Genomic DNA, 22,849 nt, shown 5'->3' on the forward strand with positions numbered 1-22,849 from the left:
CGAAATTGTCGCAGAATATCATTACCGCGAGAGGGCATGACATGAAAGCCACCGACACGCACCGCCTGTCCTGGGACGAATGGGACGAATTGAACGATCCACGCCCGGCCGAATCCGGTTTCGACCGTGTCGTGGAGCGGGCGCTGTCGCGGCGCGGGTTCCTCGGCGGCGTGATCGCCTTCGGTTCGGGCGCGGCGGTGATGGGGGCGGGGACGCTCCTCTCCGCGCCGGCAGCAGAGGCGGCCGCATCGGGCGGGCGCTTCGCCTTCGCGCCGATCCAGGCGCAGACCGACCACACCGTTCATGTGCCCGAGGGCTACAACTGGCAGCCCGTGGTAAAGTGGGGTGATCCACTTTTTGCGGACGCGCCGGCCTTCGACCACGCGACCGGCGGCAGCGCCGAAGGATCGGACCGGATCTTCGGCGAGAACACCGACGGGATGGAACTCTTTGAGATCGGCGGCCATCAGGTGATTGCCGTCAACCACGAAACTGCCAATCCAGAGGTGAACCTGCCGCAGAACACCGACGGCGTGCCGGCGACCGCCGAGGACGTGGCGAAGCTGCAGAACCTTCAGGGCGTCTCGGTCTTCGAGATCGCCGAGGGGCCGGACGGCTGGTCGGTCGTGGTCGGCTCGCCCTTCAACCGCCGCATCACCCACCGGACGCCGATGCGGCTGTCGGGGCCGGCGGCGGGACACGCATTACTGAAGACGGCGGCTGATCCGGAGGGGGTGACGGTGCTCGGCACGCTCAACAATTGCGGTGCGGGCCGGACGCCCTGGGGCACCTATCTGACCTGCGAGGAGAACTTCAACGGCTACTTCGGCTCGACCGTCGCCGAGCAGGATCTGCCGGACGACTTCAAGCGCTACGGAGTGGATCGCGAGAGCCGTTATGCCTACGAGAAGTTCGATCCGCGCTTCGACATCGCGACCACGCCGAACGAACCGCGCCGGCATGGTTACATCGTCGAGATCGACCCTGCCGACGCGGCCTCGGTTCCTGTGAAGCGCACCGCGCTCGGCCGCTTCAAGCACGAGAACACGGCCGTGACGCTCGCGCCGGACGGGCGGGTCGTGGTCTATATGGGCGATGACGAGCGGGGCGAGTTCCTCTATCGCTACGTCTCGGACGGGTTCTATGCGCCGGGCGTGGGCACGTCGCGGCTCCTCGACGACGGCCGGCTCTACGTCGCGCGGTTCGACGACGATCTGACCGGCGAATGGGTGGAGCTGACGCCCGAGGCGACAGGCATGAGCGAGGCCGAGATCCGGATCTTCACCCGGATGGCCGCCTCGAAGGTCGGCGCGACGACGATGGACCGGCCGGAATGGGTCGCGGTCAACCCGGTTGCGGTCGAGGGCTACTGCGCCCTGACCAACAACAAGAACCGCGGCAAGAAGCCGAATGAGGGCGGCGATCCGACCCCGGTGAACGGCCCGAACCCGCGCGAGGCCAACGAATACGGCCAGATCGTGCGCTGGTATCCGGAGGACGACGATCACGGCTCGGACCGGTTCGGCTGGGACCTTTATGTCATGGCCGGCAACCCCACCGTGCACAAGGACGCCTATGCCGGGTCGAAGAACGTCAATGCCGGCAATCTCTTCAACTCTCCGGACGGGATGAAGTTCGACACGACCGGCCTGCTCTGGATCCAGACCGACGGCGAAGACACGAACGAGGGTGATTTCGCCGGGATGGGCAACAACCAGATGCTCGCGGGCGATCCGGCGACCGGTCAGATCGAACGGTTCATGACCGGGCCACTCGGCGCCGAGGTGACTGGTCTCACCTGGTCGGCGGATCGGCGAACGATGTTCGTGGGCATCCAGCACCCTGCCGCGCCCTTCCCGGATGGCACGGGCAAGTTGCCGCGCTCGACCGTCATCGCGATCAAGCGGAATGACAACGCGCTGGTCGGCTGACCTCGCTTCATGAAGGATGCCCGCGCCTCAGGCGCGGGCATTGCCTTTGGCGGCCTCGAAAGCGGGCAGGCTCGCTTCGATCATCTCGGCGCTGCCGGTCAGGCTGATGCGGAAATCCGCGGGCCGTTCGAAGAGTGTTCCCGGCATGACATAGACCCCGCGCTCCGCGAGCCTGCGGGTGAAGGCCACAGCGTCGCCGCCGGGCGCCCGGCCCCAGAGGTAGAAGGTGCCGGCGGGGCGGGTCATCCGGTAGCCCCATTGTTCGAGCGCGCCATGCATCCGGTCGCGCTTGGCCTGAAGCGCCGGAATGTCGATCGACAGCGCCTCGAGGTCGGCGACCGCGTATTGCAGCGGCGCGTCGGGGAAGGTCCAGCCCTGCGCGACCTGGGTCGAGGTGGCGAGCGCCCGAAGTTCCGCCTTGGCCTCCTCGGGCATAAGCGGACCGATGGCGAGATAGCCGATCCGAAGGCCGGGGGCGAGCAGGACCTTGCCGTAGCTGTAGTCGATGAGCGTCCAGGGATAGAGCTCGGCCGGGCTGGTGAAGCCCGCGCCGTCGAAGCGGATCCGCCGGTAGGGCTCGTCGGAGAGGATGAAGATCGGCCGCCCGATCTCGGCCGATTTGGCGGTCAGGAGTGCCGCGAGCTCGGCCAGTCGCTCGCGGGAATAGATGATGCCGGTGGGATTGTGCGGTGTGTTGACCACCACGATCCGGGTGCGCGGCGTAATCGCGCGCTCTATCGCGGCGAGGTCGAGGTCGAACGTGTCCTCGGCAAGCGGCACCTTCACCGGGACGGCGTTGCCGTTGCGCAGCACGGTGCCATAGCAGAACCAGCCCGGCACCGGGATGATGCATTCGTCGCCGGGATCGAGCAGCATCGCGAAGGCGAGCGCGATCGCGCCGAAGGCGCCCGTGGTCATTGCAATGTCCTCGGGAACGAAGCCGAGGCCGAGTTCCTGCGAGAGCGCACGGGCCAGGACGCCGCGCGCGTCCTCCTCGCTGGTCTTGTAGGCGAACCAGTCGGTGCGCTGCGGCTCGCTGTGGGTCTTGAGCGCGGCGACGAGGCCGGGAAGCGGCATCTCGTGCGGATTGCCAAAGGTGAGGTCGGCCACGACCTGCCCGTCGGCGGCGTCGGCCCGGTAGGAAGAAAAGAAGTCGAAGACCGTCTTGATCTCGTCGGCTGCGGCGCGGGCGTGGTGCGAGATGATCGACATGGAACCTCCTTTCAACGTGTACGCGGCGATGATGCGCCAGAAATCGCTAGAACGCGACCCATGACGGCATGCCGGGCAAGACAAACGGTAGCCCCTTGCCGGTGAATGGTCGCTCAATCCGGATTCCTCAGAAGGCGTTCGAGCAAGTTCGCCTTCAAGACCGCGTTGCAATGTGCAACGCTTCGCGGTGGCAGCCGATTAAGGAAGCCTTACAAAACCGGGATGCAGCAATGACGAGAAACGAGGGAGCGTGCCTGTGCGGCGCTATACGCTACGCAACTCTTGCGATGCCCAACCGAGTGACTGTCTGTCACTGCCGGTTTTGCCAGAAGGCCACGGGATCGGCCTATATGGTCGAGCCGATCTTTGACGCCGACACGTTCGTCGTGCTTGCCGGCTCGCCCAAGACTTTCGATCAGGTGTCGGCGGGATCGGGAAAGCTGGTCCACGTCCATTTTTGCCCGGACTGCGGCACGAAGCTTTGGCTCAGCTTCGAGCGGTTTCCGAATGTGGTTGGCGTTTATGCCGGCACTTTCGACGAACCGTGTTGGTTCCCGATCGATCCGGCAACCTCGAAGCACGTATTTCTCGGAGCTGCGCGCTCGGACACGGTCGTTCCTGCCGGCCTGCCAACCTTCTTCGAGCACGCCACGACAAATGATGGCGCCGCGCAAAAGGCGACTGTGTTCGAAACCTGTCACCAGATCCGGTAAACGATAGGTTCAGATGGCGGCTTTCTCCGCAAAGAGAACCCAAAAAGTCCAAGGCTAGGAAAAAGAAAACCGCGCCGGACGGGCCGGCGCGGTTCGGTGTCGTGAGTGGTGGTCGGTATTATTCCGCGTCGGCGTCCTGTCCGGCGGCACCGATGTCGTCGAAGAGCTCGGCGATCTCGAAATCGGCCGCGGCTTCGGCTTCGGCTGCCAGTTCCTGGATCGACTTGCCGGTGGCCTGCAGTTCGGCTTCCTCAGTCGAGCGGGCGACGTTGAGCTTGATCGTGGCCGAGACTTCCGGGTGCAGCACGACTTCGACGTCGTGGAGGCCGAGTTCCTTGATCGGGCGGGTCAGCACGATCTGCTTGCGGTCGACGGTGAAGCCGGCCTCGGTCGCGGCGTCGGAGGCGTCGCGCGGCGTGACCGAGCCGTAGAGCGCGCCGGCGTCGGAGGCCGAGCGGATCACGACGAAGATCTGGCCGTCGAGCTTCTCGGAAACCTTCTCGGCTTCGTTGCGGGTCTCGAGGTTCTGCGCTTCGAGCTGGGCCTTGCGCGATTCGAAGCTCTGGATGTTGGCTTCGGAGGCGCGCAGCGCCTTGCCCTGCGGCAGCAGGAAGTTGCGCGCGTAGCCGTCCTTCACCTTGACGACTTCGCCCATCTGGCCAAGCTTGGCCACGCGTTCGAGCAGGATGACTTGCATGGGTCGGTCTCCTTACTTCACGGCATAGGGCAGAAGGGCGAGGAAGCGGGCGCGCTTGATGGCGCGGGCCAGTTCACGCTGCTTCTTCGCCGAGACGGCAGTGATGCGGGCGGGCACGATCTTGCCGCGCTCGGAGATGTAGCGCTGGAGAAGACGGACGTCCTTGTAGTCGATCTTCGGCGCGTTGTCGCCCGAGAAGGGGCAGACCTTGCGACGACGGAAAAACGGTTTGTTCGCCATGGGTTAAGTTCCTTTCCTCAGGCTTCGATCAACGGCGGTCGCCGCGGTCGCGGCGGTCGCCACGATCACCGCGCTCGTCGCGCTTCTGCATCTGGACCGAGGGGCCGTCCTCGTGCGCGTCGACCTTGATCGACATCACGCGCATCACGTCGTCGTGCAGACGGGCAAGGCGCTCCATCTCCTGCACGGCGGCCGAGGGCGCGTCCGAACGCAGGTAGGCGTAGTGGCCCTTGCGGTTCTTGTTGATCTTGTAGGCCATCGTCTTGACGCCCCAGTACTCGTGATCGACGATCTTGCCGCCGTTGTCGTTGAGCACAGTGGAGAAGTGTTCGATGAGGCCTTCGGCCTGCGCGTTGGAAAGGTCCTGACGCGCGATGAGGACATGCTCATAAAGCGGCATGCGTACTCCTGTCGTTTCGGGCGGCTTCAACGGCGGGTTCAGACCTTCCGCGACCCGCCACGAGAGGCTTCGCCGGTTTCGTGAAAGCGGAAGGATGCGGCCTTATAAAGGAATCGGCGGCTATTGCAAGGGCGCGCTGCCCGGAAGCACCGGTTCGCCGAAGCCGTCGATTCCGTCAAGGCTGTCGAGGCCGTTTAACGCCCCGAACGGGTCGGGTTCCGGTTCTGGGGCGAGGCGGAGGCTCACGGCGATGGTGGCGGTCCAGAGGGCTGCGGCGAGAATGGCGGCGTACCGCCCGGCGCGTGCGGGCGCCACCGGCGGGCCGTTGCCCGTGACCATGCGGGCAAGCGTCGCGTCGCGGTCGACGAGTGCGTGTTTCAGCGCGCCGAGGATGTGGAGGGCGAGCGCGCCGTAAAGGAGCCAAGAAGCCGCCCGGTGAAGGGTTCGCCATTCGAGCGCCCTGGCCTCGTCGGCCGAGACCAGCGGCAGCGACTGGCCGAACGGCCAGAGGATCGGCGCGAAGCCCGGCGCGGCGCTGTGGTGGAGCCAGCCGGTCACCGGCAGCGCCAGCATCGCGCCCCAGAGGATCCAGTGCACCAGGTCGGCGAGGAATGTCTCGACCCGCCGCGCAGGGTGGAGCGGGCCGGGACCGGGGTGGCGGAGTGTCCAGCTAAGCCGGGCGAGGATAAGCGCGAGCGCGACGATGCCGAGCGTCTTGTGAGCCGAGAAGGCGCGGTAGACGGCGGCGACCTCGGTCTCGGAGCCGGCGGGCAGGCGCAGCATGTAAAGGCCGAGCGCCGCCGCCGCGACGATCGCGAGCGCGCAGAGCCAGTGGAACGCACGGGCCGCGCGGCCGAAGCCGTGGCGGGTGGCGGTCGCTCGGGGCATGGCGGTCTCCGTTCGGGGCCTTTCGCGCATGATATCCGAGTGTCGTGGCGGCGCCAGCCGGGCGCTCGTGGATTGCACGGCGGGGCCGGGCAGGCTATGCGGTCAGAAACCGTTGGGGAGATGGATCATGACGCGCGCTTTCGTATTTCCGGGCCAGGGGGCACAGGTCATCGGCATGGGCAAGGCGCTCGCCGAGGCCTATCCGGCGGCGCGGGCGGTCTTTGACGAGGTCGACGCCGCGCTCGGCGAGAAGCTCTCGGCGCTGATCTGGGAAGGGTCGCAGGAGGAGCTGACGCTGACCCGGAACGCGCAGCCGGCGCTGATGGCAACGTCGATCTCGGCCTTGCGGGCGCTCGAGGCGGAGGGGATCGAGGTCGGCTCGGCGGCCTTCGTCGCTGGGCACTCGCTCGGCGAGTATTCGGCGCTCTGCGCGGCGGGGGCGCTGAGCCTCGCCGACACGGCGCGGCTCTTGCGCCTGCGCGGGCAGGCGATGCAGGAGGCGGTGCCGGTCGGCGTCGGCGCGATGGCAGCACTTCTCGGGCTCGACTTCGAGGCGGCGACGGCGGTCGCGGCCGAAGCGGCGATGGGCGAGGTCTGCCAGGCGGCGAACGACAACGATCCGGCACAGGTCGTGGTCTCGGGCCACAAGGACGCGGTCGAGCGGGCGCTCGAGATCGCCAAGTCGAAGGGCGCCAAGCGGGCGATCCTGCTGCCGGTCTCCGCGCCCTTCCACTGCGAGTTGATGGCGCCGGCCGCGGCGGCGATGGCCGAGGCGCTGAGCCATGTCCATATCGACGAGCCGAAGGTGCCGCTCGTCGCCAATGTCACGGCCCATGACGTGACCGATCCGGCGACGATCCGCTCGCTCCTGGTCGAGCAGGTGACGGGTTCGGTGCGCTGGCGCGAGAGCGTGGCGTTCATGGCCTCGAAGGGCGTGACCGAGTTCTGGGAGATCGGCGCCGGCAAGGCGCTGTGCGGCATGATCCGCCGGATCGCCAAGGAAGGCGAATGCCGCGCGGTGGGCACGCCGGAGGATGTCGCCGCGGCGAAAGGATAGGGCGGACGGGGAGGGCGCTGCCCTCCCCGAACCCCACCCGGAGTATTTGAAGACAGAAAGTGAGGGGCTGAGGCATGTTCGATCTGACGGGAAAAGCGGCGCTGGTCACCGGCGCGTCGGGCGGGATCGGAGGCGAGATCGCGCGCGCGCTGCATGGTGCGGGCGCAGTGGTGGCGCTGTCGGGAACGCGCGAGGCGCCGCTTCATGAGCTGGCGGCGGAACTGGGCGAGCGGGCGCATGTCCTGCCCTGCAACCTTTCGGACCCGGCCGCGGTCGAGGCGCTGCCGAAGCGGGCCGCCGAGGCGATGGGCGCGGTCGACATCCTCGTCAACAATGCCGGGATCACCCGCGACAACCTCTTCATGCGGATGTCGGATGACGAGTGGCAGTCGGTGATCGATGTCAACCTGACCTCGACCTTCCGGCTTTGTCGCGGCGTCCTGCGCGGCATGATGAAGGCGCGCTGGGGGCGGATCGTCAACATCACCTCGATCGTCGGCACGACCGGCAATCCGGGCCAGGGCAACTACTGCGCCGCGAAGGCGGGGCTGACCGGCATGTCGAAGGCACTCGCGCACGAGGTGGCGAGCCGGGGCATCACCGTCAATTGCGTCGCGCCGGGCTTCATCGCCACGGCGATGACGGACAAGCTCAACGACGAGCAGAAGGCGCGGATCTCGGCGCAGATCCCGGCCGGGCGGATGGGCGAGGCGCGGGAAATCGCGGCCGCGGCGCTCTATCTCGCGAGCCCGGAGGCGGCCTATGTCACGGGCGCCACGCTGCATGTGAACGGCGGCATGGACATGGCCTGAGACGGTCCCTGGTGGACGTTGCGAAAGCGTTTGCCTCGGGATTAGACTGTGCTATAGGCGGCGACGACGTGCCGGGGGATGCACTGTGCATCGCCGGTGGCCTTCGCGAGGATGCGGGGCCGGAGCCGCTCGGTGAGAGCAAGGGACCAGGAGGCGGGAAAGGCCCGCGAAAATGAGGATTTGACATGAGCGACATCGCAGATCGCGTGAAGAAAATTGTCGTCGAGCATCTGGGCGTCGAGGCGGACAAGGTGACCGAGAGCGCCTCGTTCATCGACGACCTGGGCGCGGACAGCCTTGACACCGTCGAGCTGGTGATGGCGTTCGAGGAAGAGTTCGGCATCGAAATTCCGGACGACGCCGCCGAGACGATCCAGACCTTCGGCGATGCGGTGAAGTTCATCTCCGAAGCTGCCTGACCGGCGCCTCGAGACGGATATGAAGCGGCGTCCCGAAGGGGGCGCCGCTTTGCTTTTGGGGGTGCGTGATGGTGCCGGTGATCGAGACGGAACGGCTCAGGCTCAGGGCCATGGTGCGGGAGGATTTCGCGGCCTTCGCGGCGCTCTGGCAGGAGCCGGAGGTCGTGCGCTTCATCGGTGCGAAGCCGCGCTCGGAGGAGGAGAGCTGGGCGGTCTTTCTGAAGATCGCGGGGAACTGGGTGATCGAGGGGTTCGGCCAGTGGGCGATCACAAGGAAGGCCGATGGCGCATTCATCGGCCAGACCGGGTTCTTCACCGGCCGGCGCGGGATTGGCGCTGACTTTGACGCCGCACCGGAGGCCGGATGGGTGCTGAGCGCTTGGACGCACGGTCAGGGTTACGGGCGCGAGGCGGTGACGGCTGCACATCGATGGTTCGACGCGCAGGCCTTCGGTGGGCGGAGCCATGCGATGATCGAGATTGGACATGCGGCGTCCTTCGCGATCGCGGAGAGGCTCGGCTACGTCGCGATGCGCGAATGCGAGGATCTGGGCGACCGGGTAATGCTCCTGGCGCGCGATCTCGGGGTTTGAGGGGCGCCAGCGGGGCTTGGGCAGGCAGTGGGCGGAATCTGACGGATTCTTTGCAAAAGCGTCGGAATCGCCTTTGGGTTTAGCGCCAACAGCCATAAACTTCGAGGGAAGGCCGCCGCCCGAAGCGTGGCGGCTTCCCAGAGAGCCCGACCGCTCCGGTCAAGGGACAAACTGCATGGAGGCGCTGACATGATCCTGTACCCCACGATCGAAATTCAGAACGGCCGGTGCGTCAGCCTAGCGCGCGGCCGGATCGAGGAACCGTCGATCTGGCACGTCGATCCTGTCGTCAAGGCTCAGGAATTCGCCCATGCTGGCGCGGAATGGATGCATGTTACCGATTTCGACGCCATGCATGGCAGCAACGAGAACCACGACTTGATCCTGAACATCATCCGGGGGGCCGGGATTCCGGTTCAGTTGGGGGGCGGCTTCCGCTCGCGTGACCGGATCGAGCAGTGGATCGACCACGGCGCGGGGCGGGTCGTCGTGTCGACTCTTGCCGCGCAGAATCCGCATCTGGTGAAGGAACTGGCTGATCATCATCCCGACCAGATCGTTCTGGCCGTGGATGTCTGGAAGGGACATGTGATGACGCACGGCTGGAAGAGCCAGAGCGCCTATACGCCGGAGGCCTTCCTCGATGCGTTCGAAGGCACGCCGTTCGCCGCCATCATCGTCACTGACATCGACTATGACTTGCAGGAATCGGACGCCGCTTTGGGCGTGATCTCTGCGCTCGCGGCGCGGACGAAGATTCCGGTGATCGCCAGCGGCATCGTTCGCACGGTCGACGACATCTCGCGGTTGCGGCTTCTCGGCGAGGTCTCCGGCGCAATTGTCGGGCGGGCGCTGTTCAACAAGACTGTCGATCTCAAGGAAGCTCTGCGCGAGGCACGGCCGGATACGTCGCACGTCGCGGAGTTCATCTGATTTCGACCGGCGTTGGCGCCGGTCCGCGAGCGCCCGCCGTTCGTGCATGACCTTGCGGTTCAGGACCGGCCGCCCGCTTACACCGGGCGGCCGGTGGCGCGCTCCGGCCGATGCGGTGAACTGGTCTTGCCCGTGTCCGCCTTGGCCGTGTATCAATCCCCGGATTGCAAACTGAGTGAGGATCGCAATGAGGCGGGTCGTCGTAACAGGACTGGGTATGGTCACGCCGTTGGCATGTGGCGTGGAAGAGACCTGGGAGCGTTTGATCGCAGGGAAGTCCGGGGCCGGGCCGATCACGCGGTTCGATGCATCGAACGTCACCACGACCTATGCTTGCGAGATTCCGTTCGGCGATGGCACGGACGGGACGTTTAACCCCGACGACTGGATGGAACCGAAGGACCGGCGCAAGGTCGACGATTTCATCCTCTACGGCATGGCCGCGGCCGATCAGGCGGTGAAGGATTCTGGCTGGATGCCGGAGGACGAGGAAGGCCGTTTGCGCACGGGCGTGATGATCGGCTCGGGGATCGGCGGGTTGTCCTCCATCGCTGAGACGGCGGTCCTGATCAAGGAGCGGGGGCCGAAGCGGGTCTCTCCGTTCTTCATTCCGGGCGCGCTCATCAACCTGATCTCCGGTCAGGTCTCGATCCGCTACGGGTTCAAGGGGCCGAACCACGCGGTCGTGACCGCCTGCTCCACCGGCGCGCATGCGATCGGCGATGCGGCGCGGCTCATCCAGTGGGGTGATGCCGACGTGATGGTCGCGGGCGGCGCCGAGAGCCCGATCTCTGAGATCGGAATCGCCGGGTTCAATGCCTGCAAGGCGCTGTCGACCAAGCGGGCCGACGATCCGACCAAGGCCTCGCGGCCCTATGACGCCGATCGCGACGGGTTTGTAATGGGCGAGGGCGCAGGCGTCGTCGTGCTGGAGGAATACGAGCACGCCAAGGCGCGGGGCGCGAAGATCTATGCCGAGGTGCTGGGCTACGGGCTTTCCGGCGACGCCTATCACATCACGGCGCCCTCCGAGGACGGGGACGGCGGCTATCGTTCGATGCAGGCGGCCTTGGCGCGCGCGGGGATCACGCCGGACCGGGTCGACTACATCAACGCGCATGGCACCTCGACCATGGCCGACACGATCGAGCTTGGCGCTGTCGAGCGGCTGATGGGCAATGCGGCGGCGAAGGCCACGATGTCGTCGACGAAATCGGCGATCGGGCATCTTCTGGGCGCGGCCGGCGCGGTCGAGGCGATCTTCTGCGTTCTCGCGATCCGCGACCAGGTGGCGCCGCCGACGATCAACCTCGACAATCCCGCGGTGGAGCCGAAGCTCGACCTGGCGCCGAACAAGGCGGTCAAGCGCGAGATCAACGTGGCGCTTTCCAACTCGTTCGGATTTGGCGGGACCAATGCCTCGCTGGTGCTGGGGCGGGTCTCGGCCTGATGTGGAAGCACATTGCCGCGAATTTTCTCACGATCGCCATCGTCCTCCTGATGGCGGTCGCCGGCGTCGTGGCCTGGGGGCAGCGGCAGTATGTCGGGCCGGGACCGCTCGCCGAGGCGATCTGCGTCAAGGTTCCCAAGGGCGGGACGCTCAGCAGGTTCGCGGACGATCTCGCGGCGCAGGGGGCGATCTCCAACCGTTACATCTTCAGGGTCGGCGCGGATTACTCGGACCGGTCCGGGCAACTCAAGGCGGGCTCCTATCTGATCGCTCCGGGTGCCTCTATGGAAGAGATCATCGCCGAGGCGACGGGGCTTGGGGTGTCGACCTGCGGGACCGAGGTCAACCTGAGGATCGGCGTTGCCGAGACCAACGTCGTGGTCAGCGATCTCGACCCGGCGACCGGGCAGCTGGCGGAGCTGGCGAAGTTCGATCCGGCAAAGGGGCCGGTGCCGGACGATTTCGCGGCGCTCGTCGGGGAGCCCGATGTTCGGTTGCGGGTGACCGTGGTCGAGGGCGTGACGAGCTGGCAGGTGATCGACGCGCTGTCGCGCGTGGACTTCCTGTCCGGGGAGATCAAGGACATCCCGGCCGAGGGCACGCTCGCGCCCCAGCAGTATGAGGTCGAACGCGGGGCGGTGCGCGCCGACCTCGTCGCGCGGATGAGCGCGGCGCAGGAAAAGACGCTGGCCGAGCTTTGGGAGAAGCGGGCAGACGGGTTGCCCTATGCCTCGCCGGAAGAGGCGCTGATCATGGCCTCGATCGTCGAGAAGGAGACGGGTGTTCCGGGGGAGCGCGCGCTTGTGGCGAGCGTGTTTCTCAACCGGCTTGCGCAGGGCATGAAGCTGCAGACCGATCCGACCGTGATCTACGGGATTACCAAGGGACAGGGGGTACTGGGGCGCGGGTTGAGGCAGAGCGAGCTTAGGGGGCGCACACCCTACAACACCTATGTGATCGACGGGCTGCCGCCGACCCCGATCGCGAATCCGGGCGCGGACAGCATCGCGGCGGCGCTCAATCCCGAAAAGACCGATTACCTGTTCTTCGTTGCCGATGGCTCGGGTGGGCATGCATTTGCCAAGACCCTGGCCGAGCACAACGACAATGTCGCGCGCTGGCGGGCGATCGAGGCGGAGCAGGGCGCCGGGAACTGAGCCGGGCGGCCGGCCGCCTGGCTCTCGGAAACGGTTAACGCGCGGTAAATAGATCGCGCGCCAAGTCTTTGTAATCAAATACGTTTTCGCTTGACTTTGCGAACGGTCCCGGATATACCTTCGGGCATGCTAGAAGAAGTGGGCGAGCGGCGCGGGGGGTGACCCCATCGCCGCTTTTTCATTTCTCTCGTGCGGGCGGGCATGAGAGGCGGGCGCTAACTTAATGACAACAGAGCTTCCGGCTGAAGAGCCGCCTTCCAGGACACTTGTCGTGGAAGCGGATGAACTGTTTCGCGGCTACGCGTCGGAAATCGCCGCCGCGATCCGTCGGATCGAACGGGGTGAATTCGACAGGCTGAAGGACGGGACACAGGCCGTCAAGGACTTGCGATCCGCGCTCAGGATCGTGTTCGAGGAAAGGGCAAGGATTGCACAATTCGACGAAGCGGAAGGCGGATGCGTCGCTGGCGCGGCGCTCGACCTCGACGCCGCAAAGGATGAGATCTGCCGCCGCCTGGCTCGCCTCCGCGAGGCCGGAGGTTGTGGATGAGTTTCTTTCCGGGCTTGGCGACGAGGCGCTTGCGGCGCTGCCCTGGCTCTTCGAGTTCTGGGCGCTGCCGCATCAGCTGCCGCCCGATGGGGCCTGGAAGAGCTGGGTGATCATGGGTGGGCGCGGCGCGGGCAAGACCCGCGCCGGGGCCGAATGGGTGCGCGCCGAGGTCGAGGGTGCGCGGCCGGAGGATCCCGGCCGGGCGCGGCGGGTCGCGCTCGTGGGCGAGACGGTCGATCAGGTCCGCGAGGTCATGGTCTTCGGCGAGAGCGGCATCCTCGCCTGTTCTCCGCCAGACCGGCGGCCGCTTTGGGAGGCGGGGCGCAAGCGGCTCGTCTGGCCGAACGGCGCGGTGGCCGAGATCTATTCGGCGCATAGTCCCGAAAGCCTCCGGGGACCGCAGTTCGATGCCGCCTGGGTCGACGAACTGGCCAAATGGGGCAAGGCGGAAGACGCCTGGGACATGCTGCAGTTTGCGCTGCGGCTCGGACAGCATCCGCGCCAGGTGGTCACAACGACGCCGCGCAACGTGGGTGTCCTGAAGGCGATCTTGCGCAATCCCTCGACGGTGCTGACGCAGGCGCCGACCGAGGCGAACCGGGCCTATCTCGCGGCTTCGTTCCTCAACGAGGTCCGGGCGCGCTATGCCGGGACGCGGCTCGGGCGGCAGGAGCTCGACGGGGTGCTTCTGGAGGATGCGGAAGGGGCGCTCTGGACCTCGGCGAGCCTTGAGGCCTGCCGGTCCGGGGCGCCCGAGCGGCTGAGCCGGATCGTCGTCGCGGTCGATCCGCCGGTGACGGGGCATGCCGGTTCGGACGAATGCGGGATCGTCGTCGTGGGCGCGCTGACCGAGGGGGCGCCGTCGGAATGGCGGGCCTGGGTGCTGGAGGATGCGAGTGTCCCGGCGGCGTCGCCCGCCGACTGGGCGCGAGCGGCGATCGCGGCGGTGGAGCGGCACGGCGCGGAGCGGCTCGTCGCGGAGGTCAACCAGGGCGGCGACCTGGTCGAGAGCGTGGTGCGGCAGATCGACCCGGTGGTTCCGTTCCGGGCGGTGCGCGCGGCGCGGGGCAAGGTCGCGCGGGCGGAGCCGGTGGCGGCCCTTTACGAGCAGGGGCGGGTGCATCACCTGCACGGGCTCGGGACGCTCGAGGACCAGATGTGCCGGATGACGGCGCGGGGATACGAGGGGCGGGGTTCGCCCGACCGTGTGGATGCGCTGGTCTGGGCTCTGAGCGAGCTGATCGTGGAACCGGCGGCGAAATGGCGGCGACCTCGAGTCAGGAGCTTGTGAACGGTGTCGGACGGGGGCTGTCTGCCCCCCGCGCGCGTTCCGCGCTCCCCCCGAGGATATTTGGGCAAGGTGAAATGCGGGTGGTTCCTTCGGGGCGCCGCCGGTCGGCCCGGGCTGAAACAGGAGATGCATGGAACATCTTCCGGCGCGCCGCGGGGGCGGTCCCGGAGCAGAAGGCCTCGGCCACCGGGCGCGTTGTGGCCTGGGGCTCGTCGGGCCGGGTGGCATGGAGCCCGCGCGATACGGTGAGCCTCACGAAGACCGGGTTTTCCGGCAATCCGGTCGGGTTCCGGGCGGTGAAGCTCATTTCCGAGGCGGCAGCGGCGCTGCCTCTGGTCTGCCAGGACGGGGAGCGGCGCTACGATGTGCATCCCGTGACCGAGCTGATGCGTCGCCCCAATCCGGGGCAGGGGCGGGCAGAGCTGTTCGAGGCCCTTTACGGGCAGCTGCTTCTGAGCGGGAACGGCTATGTCGAGGCGGTCGGGGCCGGGGGGCTGCCGGTGGAGCTGCATGTGCTGCGCTCGGACCGGATGTCGCTGGTGCCGGGAGTGGATGGCTGGCCGGTGGCCTATGACTATACCGTCGGCGGGCGGAAGCACCGGTTCGACATGACCGGTCCCGTCGATCCCATCTGTCATATCAAGTCCTTCCATCCACAGGACGACCACTACGGGCTTTCTCCGCTGCAGGCGGCGGCCGTCGCGGTCGATGTGCACAATTCGGCATCGAGCTGGTCGAAGGCGCTTCTCGACAATGCGGTGCGGCCGTCGGGGGCCATCGTCTACAAGGGCGCGGACGGGCAGGCGCAATTGTCGGGCGAGCAGTATGACCGGCTGATCCACGAGATGGAGATGCATCATCAGGGCGCGCGCAATGCCGGGCGGCCGATGCTGCTGGAGGGGGGGCTCGACTGGAAGCCGATGGGGTTCTCGCCCTCGGACATGGAGTTCCAGAAGACCAAGGAGGCGGCGGCGCGGGAGATCGCGGTCGCCTTCGGGGTGCCGCCGATGCTTTTGGGGATTCCCGGGGATGCCACCTATGCCAATTACCAGGAGGCGAACCGGGCCTTCTACCGGCTGACCGTGCTGCCCCTGGCCACGCGAGTTACTGCGGCGGTGTCCTACTGGCTGTCCACCCATCTCGGCGAGCAGGTAGAGTTGCGCCCCGATCTCGACCAGGTGCCGGCACTCGCGGCCGAGCGGGACCAGCAATGGAAACGGGTGGGCGAGGCCACGTTCCTGACCGACGCCGAGAAGCGGTCGATCCTCGGGCTGCCGCGGCTTGCGGATGAGGAATGAGTATGACGGGGCCGGGGTCACGCTATCTCAAGGAGCCCTACGAGCATCGTTTCGAGGCGACCGAGAGGATCATGGCGCTGCAGTTCGAGACGGTCGAGAAGCGGCTGGAGCGGATCGAGGCGATGATCGGGGGGGTGGAGAGGCGGCTCTGGATGACGGTCTTCGGGGTCGTGGGCGTGTTTCTGGCGCAGGCGGCGCAGTCGCTGATCGAGTTCGGGCCGAAATAGGAAATCTTGAATGACCACAGGTATTTACGGGATGGAGATGAAGTTTTGCCGGCTGGGCGAGGATGTCGCCATCAGGGATGGATGCCGGATCGAGGGCTATGCCTCGTTCTTTGGCATCACCGATCAGGGTGGCGATGTCGTGATGCCGGGGGCCTATGGAAAGTCGCTGGAGCGGCTCAAGGCGCAGGGACGCGCGGTGAAGATGCTCTGGCAGCACGATCCCGCCCAGCCGATCGGGGTCTGGGACGAGATCGCCGAGGACGGGCGGGGGCTCAAGGTCAAGGGCCGGATTCTGACCGAAGTCGAGAAGGGGCGCGAGGCGGCGGCCCTGGTCGCGGCGGGCGCCATCGACGGGCTCTCGATCGGCTACCGAACGGTGACGGCGGAGAAGGATGCGAACGGGCAGCGGCTTCTTCGAGAGGTGGAGCTTTGGGAAGTGTCGCTCGTGACCTTCCCGATGCTTCCGGAGGCGCGGGTCGGGGCCAAGGGCGATGCGCTTGGCGACGGCGATCTGCGGGAACTGGCGGCGCTGTTCGAGGAGGCGCGCCGGGCACTGGCGGGGCTTTAGCCCCGTCCGACGCAACCCCTGACTTGAGGTGAAGGGTATGAAGAAGACCGAGACGAAGGCTCGGGCCGGGGAAGGCGTGTCCGACGCTCCGGCCGGGGAGGTGAAGTCCGCGCTGCAGGGTTTCCTGAGCGAGTTCAAGGGCTTTCAGGATGACGTGAAATCAAGGTTGCAACAACAGGAAGAGCGACTGACCATGCTGGATCGCAAATCTCACATGCCGGGCCGTCCGGTCCTTTCGACTGCCATCGACCATGAGGCGCCGCACAAGAAGGCCTTTACCGCCTATCTGCGGTCGGGCGACGACGACGGGCTGCGGGGGCTGGTGCTCGAGGGCAAGGCGCTCAACACCCAGGTCAATGCCGAGGGCGGGTTCCTCGTCGATCCGCAGACCTCGGACCGTATCCGGGGCGTGTTGAAATCGACCTCGTCGCTCCGCTCGATCGCCAATGTGGTGAGTGTCGAGGCGACCTCTTTCGACGTGCTGGTCGATCACACCGATCTCGGCTCGGGCTGGGCGACGGAGACGGGCTCGCCCGCCGAGACCGGCACGCCGCAGATCGACCGCATCTCGATCCCGCTGCACGAGTTGTCGGCGATGCCGAAGGCGTCGCAGCGGCTGCTCGACGACAGCGCCTTCGATGTCGAAGGCTGGCTGGCCGAGCGCATCGCCGACCGGTTCTCGCGTGCCGAGGCGCAGGCCTTCGTGAACGGGAATGGCGTCGACAAGCCGAGGGGCTTCCTAGCGCATGGGGCTGTCGCCAATGGCGTCTGGGCTTGGGGCTCGCTCGGCTATGTGCCGACGGGGGCGGCGGGTGACTTCGCCTCGACCAACGCGTCGGATGCGATCATCGACCTCGTCTACGCGCTGAACGCCGAATACCGGGCGAACGCGAGCTTCGTGATGAACTCGAAGACCGCCGGCGCGGTTCGCAAGATGAAGGATGCCGACGGCCGGTTCCTGTGGTCGGACGGCCTTGCCGCCGGCGAGCCCGCGCGGCTGATGGGCTATCCGGTGCTGGTGGCCGAGGACATGCCGGATATCGGTAACGACGCATATGCCATCGCCTTCGGCGACTTCCACAACGGCTACACGATCGCAGAGCGCCCCGACATGCGGGTTCTGCGCGATCCGTTCTCGGCCAAGCCGCATGTGCTCTTCTATGCCTCGAAGCGTGTGGGTGGCGACGTGAGCGACTTCGCCGCGATCAAGCTTCTGAAATTCGCCGTCTCGTAAGGGAGGCGGATCGGGCGGGGCCTTCGGGTCCCGGCCGTTCGGGCGCGGGCCGATTGAGCCATCCGTGTTGTCTAGCTGCTCCCTCCGTCCGAGCAATGCGGGGCTGGCCCGCGTCCGTTCCTGAGGGACGGGCGCGACTATCGGAGATATCCCATGATGCTGAGCGAAGTGACACCGGTGCCGCAGGCGGCGCTGCCGGTGGCGGAATTCAAGGAACATCTGAGGCTTGGCACCGGGTTCGCCGATGACGGGGCGCAGGATGCGCTGGTGGCGGGCTACCTGCGGGCGGCGCTGGCGGCGATCGAGGGGCGCATCGGCAAGGCGCTGATCGCGCGGGACCATGTGCTGGAGCTCAACCAATGGCGCTGGCCGGAGTGTCAGGCCTTCCCGGTGACGCCGGTGAGCGCGATCGTGTTGGTCACCGTGAAGGATCGCGGCGGCGAAGCGGAGGTGATCGACCCCGCGCGCTACCGGCTGGAGCGGGACGCGCAACGGCCGAAGATCGTGGCGGCAGGGGCGCTGTTGCCGGGGATCCCAGTGGGGGGCTCGGTCGAGGTCGTCTTTACGGCGGGCTTCGGGCCGTCTTGGTCGGATGTGCCGGACGACCTCGCGCAGGCGGTGTTCCTGCTGGCTGCGCAGTTTCACGAGAACCGGCACGAAGCGGGCGAGCGGCAGGCGATGCCGTTTGGGGTGATGGCCCTGATCGAGCGCTGGCGGACGGTGCGTGTTCTCGGCGGGGGCGCGGCATGAGCGCCCCCCGGTTGAACCGGAAGCTGGTCCTGGAAGAGGCGCAGCGGGTTCCGGACGGTGCCGGCGGCTGGTCGTTGAACTGGGTCGCTCTGGGCGCGCTCTGGGCCGCGGTCGATGCCGGGGCGGGCGGCGAGCGGGCCGGGGAGTTCCTCACCGTGTCGAGCGTGTCCTACCGGATCACCGTGCGCGGGGCGCCGCAGGGGGCACCGTCGCGACCGAAGCCGGAGCAGCGATTCCGGGACGGCGCGCGCACCTTCCGCATTAGTGCCGTCACGGAAGCCGATCCTGTCGGGAAGTATCTGACCTGCTTCGCGCAGGAGGAGGTTGTGGCATGAGCTACGGAGCGGCCGCCGCGTTGCAGGCGGTGATCTACCAGACGTTGACCGCGGATCCGGCGCTGGACGCGCTGGTATCGGGGGCGATCTACGATGCCGTGCCGCCGGGTACGGTGACGGGAACCTATGTCTCGATCGGGCCAGAGGATGTGCCGACGCGTCCGACCAGGTTGGGCGGGGCGCGTTTCACGAGTTCACCGTCTCGATCGTGACCGATCAGGCGGGGTTCCAGAATGCCAAGGCGGTGGCGGCGGCGGTGTCGGATGTGCTGACCGGTGCTACGCCGGTGCTGGCGCGGGGGCGACTCGTGGGTCTTTGGTTTCTTTCGGCTCGGGCGCGAAGGGTCGAAAAAGCGGACGTGCGGCGGATCGACCTGATGTTCCGGGCGCGGGTCGAGGACTGAGCCGGTCGTTTCGGATCACGACCGGGACAGCGGCGCACGGCTTTGCGGGTTTCACACAATTCCGGGTCTCGGTTCTTCCCTGACGACCCGAATCTTACACAAATCGGAGAACGGACATGGCGGCCCAGAACGGCAAGGATCTTCTGATCAAGCTCGACCTGACGGGCGACGGGCAATTCCTCACGATCGCGGGGCTCAGGGCGACGCGGATCAGTTTCAATGCCGAGACGGTCGACGTGACCAGCCTCGAAAGCCAGGGCGGCTGGCGCGAGCTTCTGGGCGGCGCCGGCGTGCGGTCCGCGAGCGTGTCGGGGTCTGGCGTCTTCGTGGACTCGGCCACGGATGATCGTGCGCGGCAGATCTTCTTCTCGGGCAGCATCGAGAGTTTTCAGGTGATCATCCCGGATTTCGGCGTCGTCGAGGGGCCGTTCCAGATCACGTCGATCGAATACGCGGGCAGCTATAACGGCGAGGCAACCTACGAGCTGTCGCTCGCCTCTGCTGGCGCCCTCAACTTCACGGCGATCTGATGGCAAATCCCTGGACGGGGGAGGTCGCGATCCGGCTCGACGGCGAGGCTCGTGTCGCCAAGCTGACGCTCGGCGCACTGGCGGAGCTCGAAGCCGGGTTGCAGACCGGGACGCTCATAGAGCTCGTGGAGCGGTTTGAGGCGGGGCGGTTTTCGACGCGCGACGTTCTGATGCTGGTCGTCGCGGGCCTTCGGGGTGGCGGCTGGGCCGGCACGGCGGCTGACCTTTTGAAGGTGGAGATCGGCGGCGGGCCGGTCGAGGCCGCACGGGTGGCGGCCGAATTGCTCGCCCGTGCGTTCACGGTGCCGGAGGGGCGATGAGCGGTCTCGACTGGCCGGGGTTGATGCGGGCGGGGCTGTCGGGGTTGGGGCTGGCGCCGGACGTGTTCTGGAAGCTGACGCCGGCGGAACTGGTCCTGATGTTGGGCGATCCCGGGGCCGTCGCACCACTGAATCGGGCGCGGCTGGACGAACTGGCGCGGGCCTGGCCGGACAAGAATAAGGAAGGCTGAGATGGCGGTGACGGACGGATTGGACGGGATCGACGGTATGGCCGCGAAGGCGACCGCGCTTGAGGCAAGCCTCGGCGGGGCGCAGACGATGGCTGCGGCTTTCGACGCGGAACTCGGGCGGATGCGCGAGAGCATGGTCTTCACCGGGCGCGAGGTCGGCACCCTGTCGACCAGTATCGGCGGCGGGCTCAGGCGGGCTTTCGACGGGCTGATCTTCGACGGGATGAAGCTATCGGACGCGCTGGGCAAGGTCGCACGAACGATGGCCAGCAGTATCTACAGCATCGCGATGAAGCCTGTTCAAGAGGCGGTCGGTGGCGCCATCGCAGGGAGCATGAACGGCATTCTGAGCGGGCTCTTACCGTTCGAGAAGGGTGGGAGTTTCGCGCAAGGCAGGGTGATGCCTTTCGCCAAGGGGGGCGTCGTCTCTTCGCCGACGATGTTTCCGATGAGAAACGGGCGCGGCCTGATGGGCGAGGCGGGGCCGGAGGCGATCATGCCGCTAACGCGTGGCGCCGATGGGCGGCTCGGTGTGCAGGCCTCGGGCGGCAGTCGGCCGGTCAACATCGTGATGAACGTGACGACGCCGGACGTGCAGGGCTTTGCCCGCAGTCAGAGCCAGATCGCGGCGCAGATGGCGCGAGCATTGTCGCGCGGCGAGCGCAATCGCTGAGGAGGGGCGGATGGCATTCCATGAAGTGAGATTCCCGGCGAATCTGAGCTTTGGCTCGGTCGGAGGCCCCGAACGGCGCACCGAGGTGGTGTCGTTGAGCAACGGGTTCGAGGAGCGCAACACGCCCTGGTCACAGTCGCGTCGGCGATACGATGCCGGGGTCGGCTTGCGCAGTCTCGACGATATCGGCGCGCTCATCGACTTCTTCGAGGCGCGGCAGGGTCAGCTGCACGGGTTCCGCTGGAAGGACTGGGCCGACTACAAGTCTTGCCCGGCTTCGGCGACGGTCGGCATGGCCGACGAGTTCATCGACGTCGGGGACGGCAGTCGGACCGAGTACCAGTTGGTCAAGGCCTATGCGTCGGGTGCTGCGAGCCAGGTGCGCGTGATCCGGAAGCCGGTGGCGGGAACGGTGCGGGTCGGGCTCCAGGGTGACGAACTGGCGGAGGGCGTGCATTTTTCGGTCGACACGGCGACCGGGATCGTCGCCTTCGCTAGCCCGCCATCGATCAACGAGAGGATCACTGCGGGGTTCGAGTTCGACGTGCCAGTCAGGTTCGACACCGACCGCATTCAGGTCTCGGTCGCGTCGTTCCAGGCGGGTGACGTTCCGACTGTGCCGGTCGTGGAGGTGCGGTTGTGAGGGGGTATCCTGACGATCTTAGGGAGCATCTGAGGTCTGGCGCCACGACACTGTGCCGGGCCTTCGCGGTCACGCGGCGGGATGGGCTGGTTCTGGGATTCACCGATCACGATCGCGACCTGCATTTCGACGGAGTTGATTTTCGCGCGGATTCGGGCCTGACGGCGAAGGCGATCCAGCAAGCGACCGGCTTGTCAGTCGACAATACTGAAGCCTTCGGGGCTCTGCGGTCGGATGCCATAACCGAACAGGACATCCTGGCCGGCCGCTACGACGGCGCGGAGGTACGGGGATGGTTGGTGAACTGGGTGGACGTTTCGGTCCGTGCGTTGCAATTCCGCGGAACTCTGGGAGAGATCGTCCGTTCGGGAGGCGCGTTCACGGCAGAGCTACGCGGCTTGGCAGAGGAACTGAACCAGCCGCAGGGGTTCGTCTATCATGCCCGGTGCTCGGCGATCCTCGGCGACAAGCGGTGCAAGTTCGACCTTGGCAGGGCTGGCTATTCCAGCCAGCGACCCGTCGAGGAGGCGGAGGATGCGCGCGTCTTCCGTTTCGCGAGTTTCGCGGGCTTCGAGGACCGCTGGTTCGAAAAGGGGCGCTTCAAGGTACTGGACGGTCGCGCTAAAGGGCTGGTCGGCATCGTCAAGAACGACAGGCTGAAAGCCAATGGTGCACGCGAGGTTGAACTCTGGCAGTCGCTCGGCATGGTGCCCGAACCTGGCAACACCGTGCTGATCGAGGCTGGGTGCGACCGGCAGGCCGACAGTTGTCGACTCAAGTTCGAAAATCTGAAGAATTTCAGAGGCTTTCCTGACATTCCGGGCGAGGACTGGCTTATGTCCTACCCGGTCAAGGTAAGCGTCAACGATGGCGGGAGCCGGAGATGACGGTCGAGACGGGCATGCGGGCAGTCGAGATCGCGCGCGAGTGGGTAGGTACACCCTATCGGCACCAGGCCTCGGTCCGTGGCGCCGGGGCCGATTGTCTCGGACTTTTGCGCGGGGTCTGGCGCGAACTCTTCGGCTCGGAGCCAGAGCCGGTGCCAGCCTATACATGGGACTGGTCGGAGCCCGAAGGGGCCGAACGTCTCTGGACGGCCGCGCGAAGGCACCTGCGCGAATGCGACATGGCGAGCGCTCCGGCGCCAGGCGAGGTCGTGCTTTTCAGGATGCGTGACGGGTCTGTCGCAAAGCATCTCGGGATTATTGCCGAGGCCGGCGACGCGGCGACATTCATTCACGCTTACACCGGGCACGGCGTGTTCGAGAGCCCGCTTTCGGCACCCTGGCTTCGCCGCGTCGTGGCGAGGTTCGAATTTCCCTGAAGGAGGATCG

The 22,849-nt window shown here is 66.7% G+C and carries 29 protein-coding genes and 1 pseudogene; 25 read left to right on the top strand and 5 right to left on the bottom strand.

Going from position 1 to position 22,849, the window contains the following annotated elements; genetic code table 11:
* Positions 1 to 41: 41 nt before the first annotated feature.
* Positions 42 to 1,931 carry a PhoX family protein gene (locus OM960_RS11450; RefSeq protein ID WP_264772038.1) on the top strand — a complete coding sequence of 630 codons (1,890 nt, stop codon included), beginning with the start codon at positions 42 to 44 and terminating at the stop codon, positions 1,929 to 1,931.
* 27 nt (positions 1,932 to 1,958) lie between these two features.
* On the opposite strand, the gene OM960_RS11455 is transcribed toward OM960_RS11450, so the two are convergent.
* Positions 1,959 to 3,143 (bottom strand): aminotransferase class I/II-fold pyridoxal phosphate-dependent enzyme, encoded by a 1,185-nt coding sequence (locus OM960_RS11455; protein ID WP_264772039.1) that lies wholly within the window; start codon positions 3,141 to 3,143, stop codon positions 1,959 to 1,961.
* Between the two features lie 230 nt (positions 3,144 to 3,373).
* On the opposite strand from OM960_RS11455, the gene OM960_RS11460 reads away from it, so the two are divergent.
* A complete protein-coding gene (locus tag OM960_RS11460) occupies positions 3,374 to 3,856 on the top strand; it encodes a GFA family protein (protein WP_490372113.1) in 483 nt (160 codons plus the stop codon).
* Positions 3,857 to 3,974: 118 nt separating this feature from the next.
* Here the strand turns inward: OM960_RS11460 and rplI are convergent, their stop codons facing one another.
* The 4 genes from rplI to OM960_RS11480 form a co-directional block, all read right to left on the bottom strand.
* Positions 3,975 to 4,553 carry a 50S ribosomal protein L9 gene (gene rplI, locus OM960_RS11465; protein WP_263336425.1) on the bottom strand — a complete coding sequence of 193 codons (579 nt, stop codon included), beginning with the start codon at positions 4,551 to 4,553 and terminating at the stop codon, positions 3,975 to 3,977.
* A gap of 12 nt (positions 4,554 to 4,565) precedes the next feature.
* Complete coding sequence (rpsR, locus tag OM960_RS11470; protein ID WP_105514010.1) at positions 4,566 to 4,793, bottom strand: 30S ribosomal protein S18; 228 nt, start codon at positions 4,791 to 4,793, stop codon at positions 4,566 to 4,568.
* Positions 4,794 to 4,821: 28 nt separating this feature from the next.
* The gene (gene rpsF / locus OM960_RS11475) at positions 4,822 to 5,193 is read right to left on the bottom strand and encodes a 30S ribosomal protein S6 (protein ID WP_263336421.1); all 372 of its coding nucleotides are present in this window, start codon (positions 5,191 to 5,193) and stop codon (positions 4,822 to 4,824) included.
* Positions 5,194 to 5,313: 120 nt separating this feature from the next.
* Entirely contained in the window at positions 5,314 to 6,081 is a 768-nt protein-coding gene (locus OM960_RS11480; RefSeq protein ID WP_264772040.1) for a cytochrome b, read from the bottom strand.
* A 127-nt stretch (positions 6,082 to 6,208) separates the two neighbouring features.
* On the opposite strand from OM960_RS11480, the gene fabD reads away from it, so the two are divergent.
* From fabD to OM960_RS11595, 23 genes and pseudogenes are all read left to right on the top strand, one after another.
* On the top strand, positions 6,209 to 7,138 hold the full coding sequence (gene fabD / locus OM960_RS11485) for an ACP S-malonyltransferase (RefSeq protein WP_263336417.1): 930 nt from the start codon (positions 6,209 to 6,211) through the stop codon (positions 7,136 to 7,138).
* A 74-nt stretch (positions 7,139 to 7,212) separates the two neighbouring features.
* Positions 7,213 to 7,950, top strand: coding sequence for a 3-oxoacyl-ACP reductase FabG (gene fabG / locus OM960_RS11490; RefSeq protein ID WP_263336415.1), 738 nt, complete (start codon positions 7,213 to 7,215; stop codon positions 7,948 to 7,950).
* Between the two features lie 185 nt (positions 7,951 to 8,135).
* A complete protein-coding gene (locus OM960_RS11495) occupies positions 8,136 to 8,369 on the top strand; it encodes an acyl carrier protein (RefSeq protein ID WP_128515501.1) in 234 nt (77 codons plus the stop codon).
* A 68-nt stretch (positions 8,370 to 8,437) separates the two neighbouring features.
* A complete protein-coding gene (locus OM960_RS11500) occupies positions 8,438 to 8,962 on the top strand; it encodes a GNAT family N-acetyltransferase (protein ID WP_263336412.1) in 525 nt (174 codons plus the stop codon).
* Between the two features lie 189 nt (positions 8,963 to 9,151).
* The gene (locus OM960_RS11505; protein WP_263336581.1) at positions 9,152 to 9,895 is read left to right on the top strand and encodes a 1-(5-phosphoribosyl)-5-[(5-phosphoribosylamino)methylideneamino]imidazole-4-carboxamide isomerase; all 744 of its coding nucleotides are present in this window, start codon (positions 9,152 to 9,154) and stop codon (positions 9,893 to 9,895) included.
* A 187-nt stretch (positions 9,896 to 10,082) separates the two neighbouring features.
* Positions 10,083 to 11,345, top strand: a complete 1,263-nt coding sequence (gene fabF, locus OM960_RS11510) for a beta-ketoacyl-ACP synthase II (protein ID WP_263336579.1) — start codon at positions 10,083 to 10,085, stop codon at positions 11,343 to 11,345.
* Positions 11,345 to 12,502 (top strand): endolytic transglycosylase MltG, encoded by a 1,158-nt coding sequence (gene mltG / locus OM960_RS11515; RefSeq protein WP_264772041.1) that lies wholly within the window; start codon positions 11,345 to 11,347, stop codon positions 12,500 to 12,502. Before fabF ends, mltG begins: the two co-directional genes overlap by 1 nt.
* Before the next feature lie 271 nt (positions 12,503 to 12,773).
* A complete protein-coding gene (locus OM960_RS11520; RefSeq protein WP_264772042.1) occupies positions 12,774 to 13,052 on the top strand; it encodes a hypothetical protein in 279 nt (92 codons plus the stop codon).
* Positions 13,000 to 14,343 (top strand): DNA-packaging protein, encoded by a 1,344-nt coding sequence (locus tag OM960_RS11525; RefSeq protein ID WP_264772043.1) that lies wholly within the window; start codon positions 13,000 to 13,002, stop codon positions 14,341 to 14,343. The genes OM960_RS11520 and OM960_RS11525 overlap by 53 nt, the downstream gene beginning before the upstream one ends.
* 74 nt (positions 14,344 to 14,417) lie before the next feature.
* On the top strand, positions 14,418 to 15,641 hold the full coding sequence (locus OM960_RS11530; protein ID WP_264772044.1) for a phage portal protein: 1,224 nt from the start codon (positions 14,418 to 14,420) through the stop codon (positions 15,639 to 15,641).
* On the top strand, positions 15,638 to 15,868 hold the full coding sequence (locus tag OM960_RS11535) for a GTA head formation protein, RCAP_rcc01685 family (protein ID WP_411709801.1): 231 nt from the start codon (positions 15,638 to 15,640) through the stop codon (positions 15,866 to 15,868). The genes OM960_RS11530 and OM960_RS11535 overlap by 4 nt, the downstream gene beginning before the upstream one ends.
* Positions 15,869 to 15,878: 10 nt before the next feature.
* Positions 15,879 to 16,436: an HK97 family phage prohead protease gene (locus OM960_RS11540; protein WP_264772045.1), complete on the top strand. Its 558-nt coding sequence runs from the start codon at positions 15,879 to 15,881 to the stop codon at positions 16,434 to 16,436.
* Between the two features lie 37 nt (positions 16,437 to 16,473).
* On the top strand, positions 16,474 to 17,670 hold the full coding sequence (locus OM960_RS11545) for a phage major capsid protein (protein WP_264772046.1): 1,197 nt from the start codon (positions 16,474 to 16,476) through the stop codon (positions 17,668 to 17,670).
* Between the two features lie 153 nt (positions 17,671 to 17,823).
* Positions 17,824 to 18,420, top strand: a complete 597-nt coding sequence (locus OM960_RS11550; RefSeq protein WP_264772047.1) for a head-tail connector protein — start codon at positions 17,824 to 17,826, stop codon at positions 18,418 to 18,420.
* Positions 18,417 to 18,755 carry a head-tail adaptor protein gene (locus OM960_RS11555; protein ID WP_264772048.1) on the top strand — a complete coding sequence of 113 codons (339 nt, stop codon included), beginning with the start codon at positions 18,417 to 18,419 and terminating at the stop codon, positions 18,753 to 18,755. The genes OM960_RS11550 and OM960_RS11555 overlap by 4 nt, the downstream gene beginning before the upstream one ends.
* A pseudogene (locus tag OM960_RS11560) lies at positions 18,752 to 19,158 on the top strand (DUF3168 domain-containing protein). The gene OM960_RS11555 and the pseudogene OM960_RS11560 overlap by 4 nt, the downstream one beginning before the upstream one ends.
* A gap of 116 nt (positions 19,159 to 19,274) precedes the next feature.
* The gene (locus OM960_RS11565; protein ID WP_263336389.1) at positions 19,275 to 19,688 is read left to right on the top strand and encodes a phage major tail protein, TP901-1 family; all 414 of its coding nucleotides are present in this window, start codon (positions 19,275 to 19,277) and stop codon (positions 19,686 to 19,688) included.
* Positions 19,688 to 20,008: a gene transfer agent family protein gene (locus OM960_RS11570; RefSeq protein WP_264772049.1), complete on the top strand. Its 321-nt coding sequence runs from the start codon at positions 19,688 to 19,690 to the stop codon at positions 20,006 to 20,008. Before OM960_RS11565 ends, OM960_RS11570 begins: the two co-directional genes overlap by 1 nt.
* A complete protein-coding gene (locus OM960_RS11575; protein ID WP_263336386.1) occupies positions 20,005 to 20,199 on the top strand; it encodes a rcc01693 family protein in 195 nt (64 codons plus the stop codon). The genes OM960_RS11570 and OM960_RS11575 overlap by 4 nt, the downstream gene beginning before the upstream one ends.
* Before the next feature lies 1 nt (position 20,200).
* Positions 20,201 to 20,872, top strand: a complete 672-nt coding sequence (locus OM960_RS11580) for a phage tail tape measure protein (protein WP_263336384.1) — start codon at positions 20,201 to 20,203, stop codon at positions 20,870 to 20,872.
* Between the two features lie 10 nt (positions 20,873 to 20,882).
* Complete coding sequence (locus OM960_RS11585) at positions 20,883 to 21,515, top strand: DUF2460 domain-containing protein (RefSeq protein ID WP_264772050.1); 633 nt, start codon at positions 20,883 to 20,885, stop codon at positions 21,513 to 21,515.
* Positions 21,512 to 22,402, top strand: a complete 891-nt coding sequence (locus OM960_RS11590) for a DUF2163 domain-containing protein (RefSeq protein WP_264772051.1) — start codon at positions 21,512 to 21,514, stop codon at positions 22,400 to 22,402. Before OM960_RS11585 ends, OM960_RS11590 begins: the two co-directional genes overlap by 4 nt.
* Positions 22,399 to 22,839 (top strand): C40 family peptidase, encoded by a 441-nt coding sequence (locus OM960_RS11595; RefSeq protein WP_264772052.1) that lies wholly within the window; start codon positions 22,399 to 22,401, stop codon positions 22,837 to 22,839. Before OM960_RS11590 ends, OM960_RS11595 begins: the two co-directional genes overlap by 4 nt.
* The last annotated feature ends 10 nt before the right edge of the window (positions 22,840 to 22,849 follow it).

Source organism: Defluviimonas salinarum, assembly GCF_026013545.1.
Lineage (GTDB): Bacteria > Pseudomonadota > Alphaproteobacteria > Rhodobacterales > Rhodobacteraceae > Albidovulum > Albidovulum salinarum.

Coding starts and splice junctions, on each gene's coding strand:
- OM960_RS11595 (WP_264772052.1), top strand. CDS start 22,399: ATGACGGTCGAGACGGGCATGCGGGCAGTCGAGATCGCGCGCGAGTGG.
- OM960_RS11575 (WP_263336386.1), top strand. CDS start 20,005: ATGAGCGGTCTCGACTGGCCGGGGTTGATGCGGGCGGGGCTGTCGGGG.
- OM960_RS11495 (WP_128515501.1), top strand. CDS start 8,136: ATGAGCGACATCGCAGATCGCGTGAAGAAAATTGTCGTCGAGCATCTG.
- OM960_RS11530 (WP_264772044.1), top strand. CDS start 14,418: ATGCGGGTGGTTCCTTCGGGGCGCCGCCGGTCGGCCCGGGCTGAAACA.
- OM960_RS11535 (WP_411709801.1), top strand. CDS start 15,638: ATGAGTATGACGGGGCCGGGGTCACGCTATCTCAAGGAGCCCTACGAG.
- fabD (WP_263336417.1), top strand. CDS start 6,209: ATGACGCGCGCTTTCGTATTTCCGGGCCAGGGGGCACAGGTCATCGGC.
- OM960_RS11505 (WP_263336581.1), top strand. CDS start 9,152: ATGATCCTGTACCCCACGATCGAAATTCAGAACGGCCGGTGCGTCAGC.
- OM960_RS11480 (WP_264772040.1), bottom strand. CDS start 6,081: ATGCCCCGAGCGACCGCCACCCGCCACGGCTTCGGCCGCGCGGCCCGT.
- OM960_RS11450 (WP_264772038.1), top strand. CDS start 42: ATGAAAGCCACCGACACGCACCGCCTGTCCTGGGACGAATGGGACGAA.
- OM960_RS11550 (WP_264772047.1), top strand. CDS start 17,824: ATGATGCTGAGCGAAGTGACACCGGTGCCGCAGGCGGCGCTGCCGGTG.
- OM960_RS11570 (WP_264772049.1), top strand. CDS start 19,688: ATGGCAAATCCCTGGACGGGGGAGGTCGCGATCCGGCTCGACGGCGAG.
- mltG (WP_264772041.1), top strand. CDS start 11,345: ATGTGGAAGCACATTGCCGCGAATTTTCTCACGATCGCCATCGTCCTC.
- fabF (WP_263336579.1), top strand. CDS start 10,083: ATGAGGCGGGTCGTCGTAACAGGACTGGGTATGGTCACGCCGTTGGCA.
- OM960_RS11455 (WP_264772039.1), bottom strand. CDS start 3,143: ATGTCGATCATCTCGCACCACGCCCGCGCCGCAGCCGACGAGATCAAG.
- OM960_RS11500 (WP_263336412.1), top strand. CDS start 8,438: ATGGTGCCGGTGATCGAGACGGAACGGCTCAGGCTCAGGGCCATGGTG.
- rplI (WP_263336425.1), bottom strand. CDS start 4,553: ATGCAAGTCATCCTGCTCGAACGCGTGGCCAAGCTTGGCCAGATGGGC.
- OM960_RS11460 (WP_490372113.1), top strand. CDS start 3,374: ATGACGAGAAACGAGGGAGCGTGCCTGTGCGGCGCTATACGCTACGCA.
- fabG (WP_263336415.1), top strand. CDS start 7,213: ATGTTCGATCTGACGGGAAAAGCGGCGCTGGTCACCGGCGCGTCGGGC.
- OM960_RS11580 (WP_263336384.1), top strand. CDS start 20,201: ATGGCGGTGACGGACGGATTGGACGGGATCGACGGTATGGCCGCGAAG.
- OM960_RS11540 (WP_264772045.1), top strand. CDS start 15,879: ATGACCACAGGTATTTACGGGATGGAGATGAAGTTTTGCCGGCTGGGC.
- OM960_RS11525 (WP_264772043.1), top strand. CDS start 13,000: ATGAGATCTGCCGCCGCCTGGCTCGCCTCCGCGAGGCCGGAGGTTGTG.
- OM960_RS11565 (WP_263336389.1), top strand. CDS start 19,275: ATGGCGGCCCAGAACGGCAAGGATCTTCTGATCAAGCTCGACCTGACG.
- rpsF (WP_263336421.1), bottom strand. CDS start 5,193: ATGCCGCTTTATGAGCATGTCCTCATCGCGCGTCAGGACCTTTCCAAC.
- OM960_RS11545 (WP_264772046.1), top strand. CDS start 16,474: ATGAAGAAGACCGAGACGAAGGCTCGGGCCGGGGAAGGCGTGTCCGAC.
- OM960_RS11555 (WP_264772048.1), top strand. CDS start 18,417: ATGAGCGCCCCCCGGTTGAACCGGAAGCTGGTCCTGGAAGAGGCGCAG.
- rpsR (WP_105514010.1), bottom strand. CDS start 4,793: ATGGCGAACAAACCGTTTTTCCGTCGTCGCAAGGTCTGCCCCTTCTCG.
- OM960_RS11585 (WP_264772050.1), top strand. CDS start 20,883: ATGGCATTCCATGAAGTGAGATTCCCGGCGAATCTGAGCTTTGGCTCG.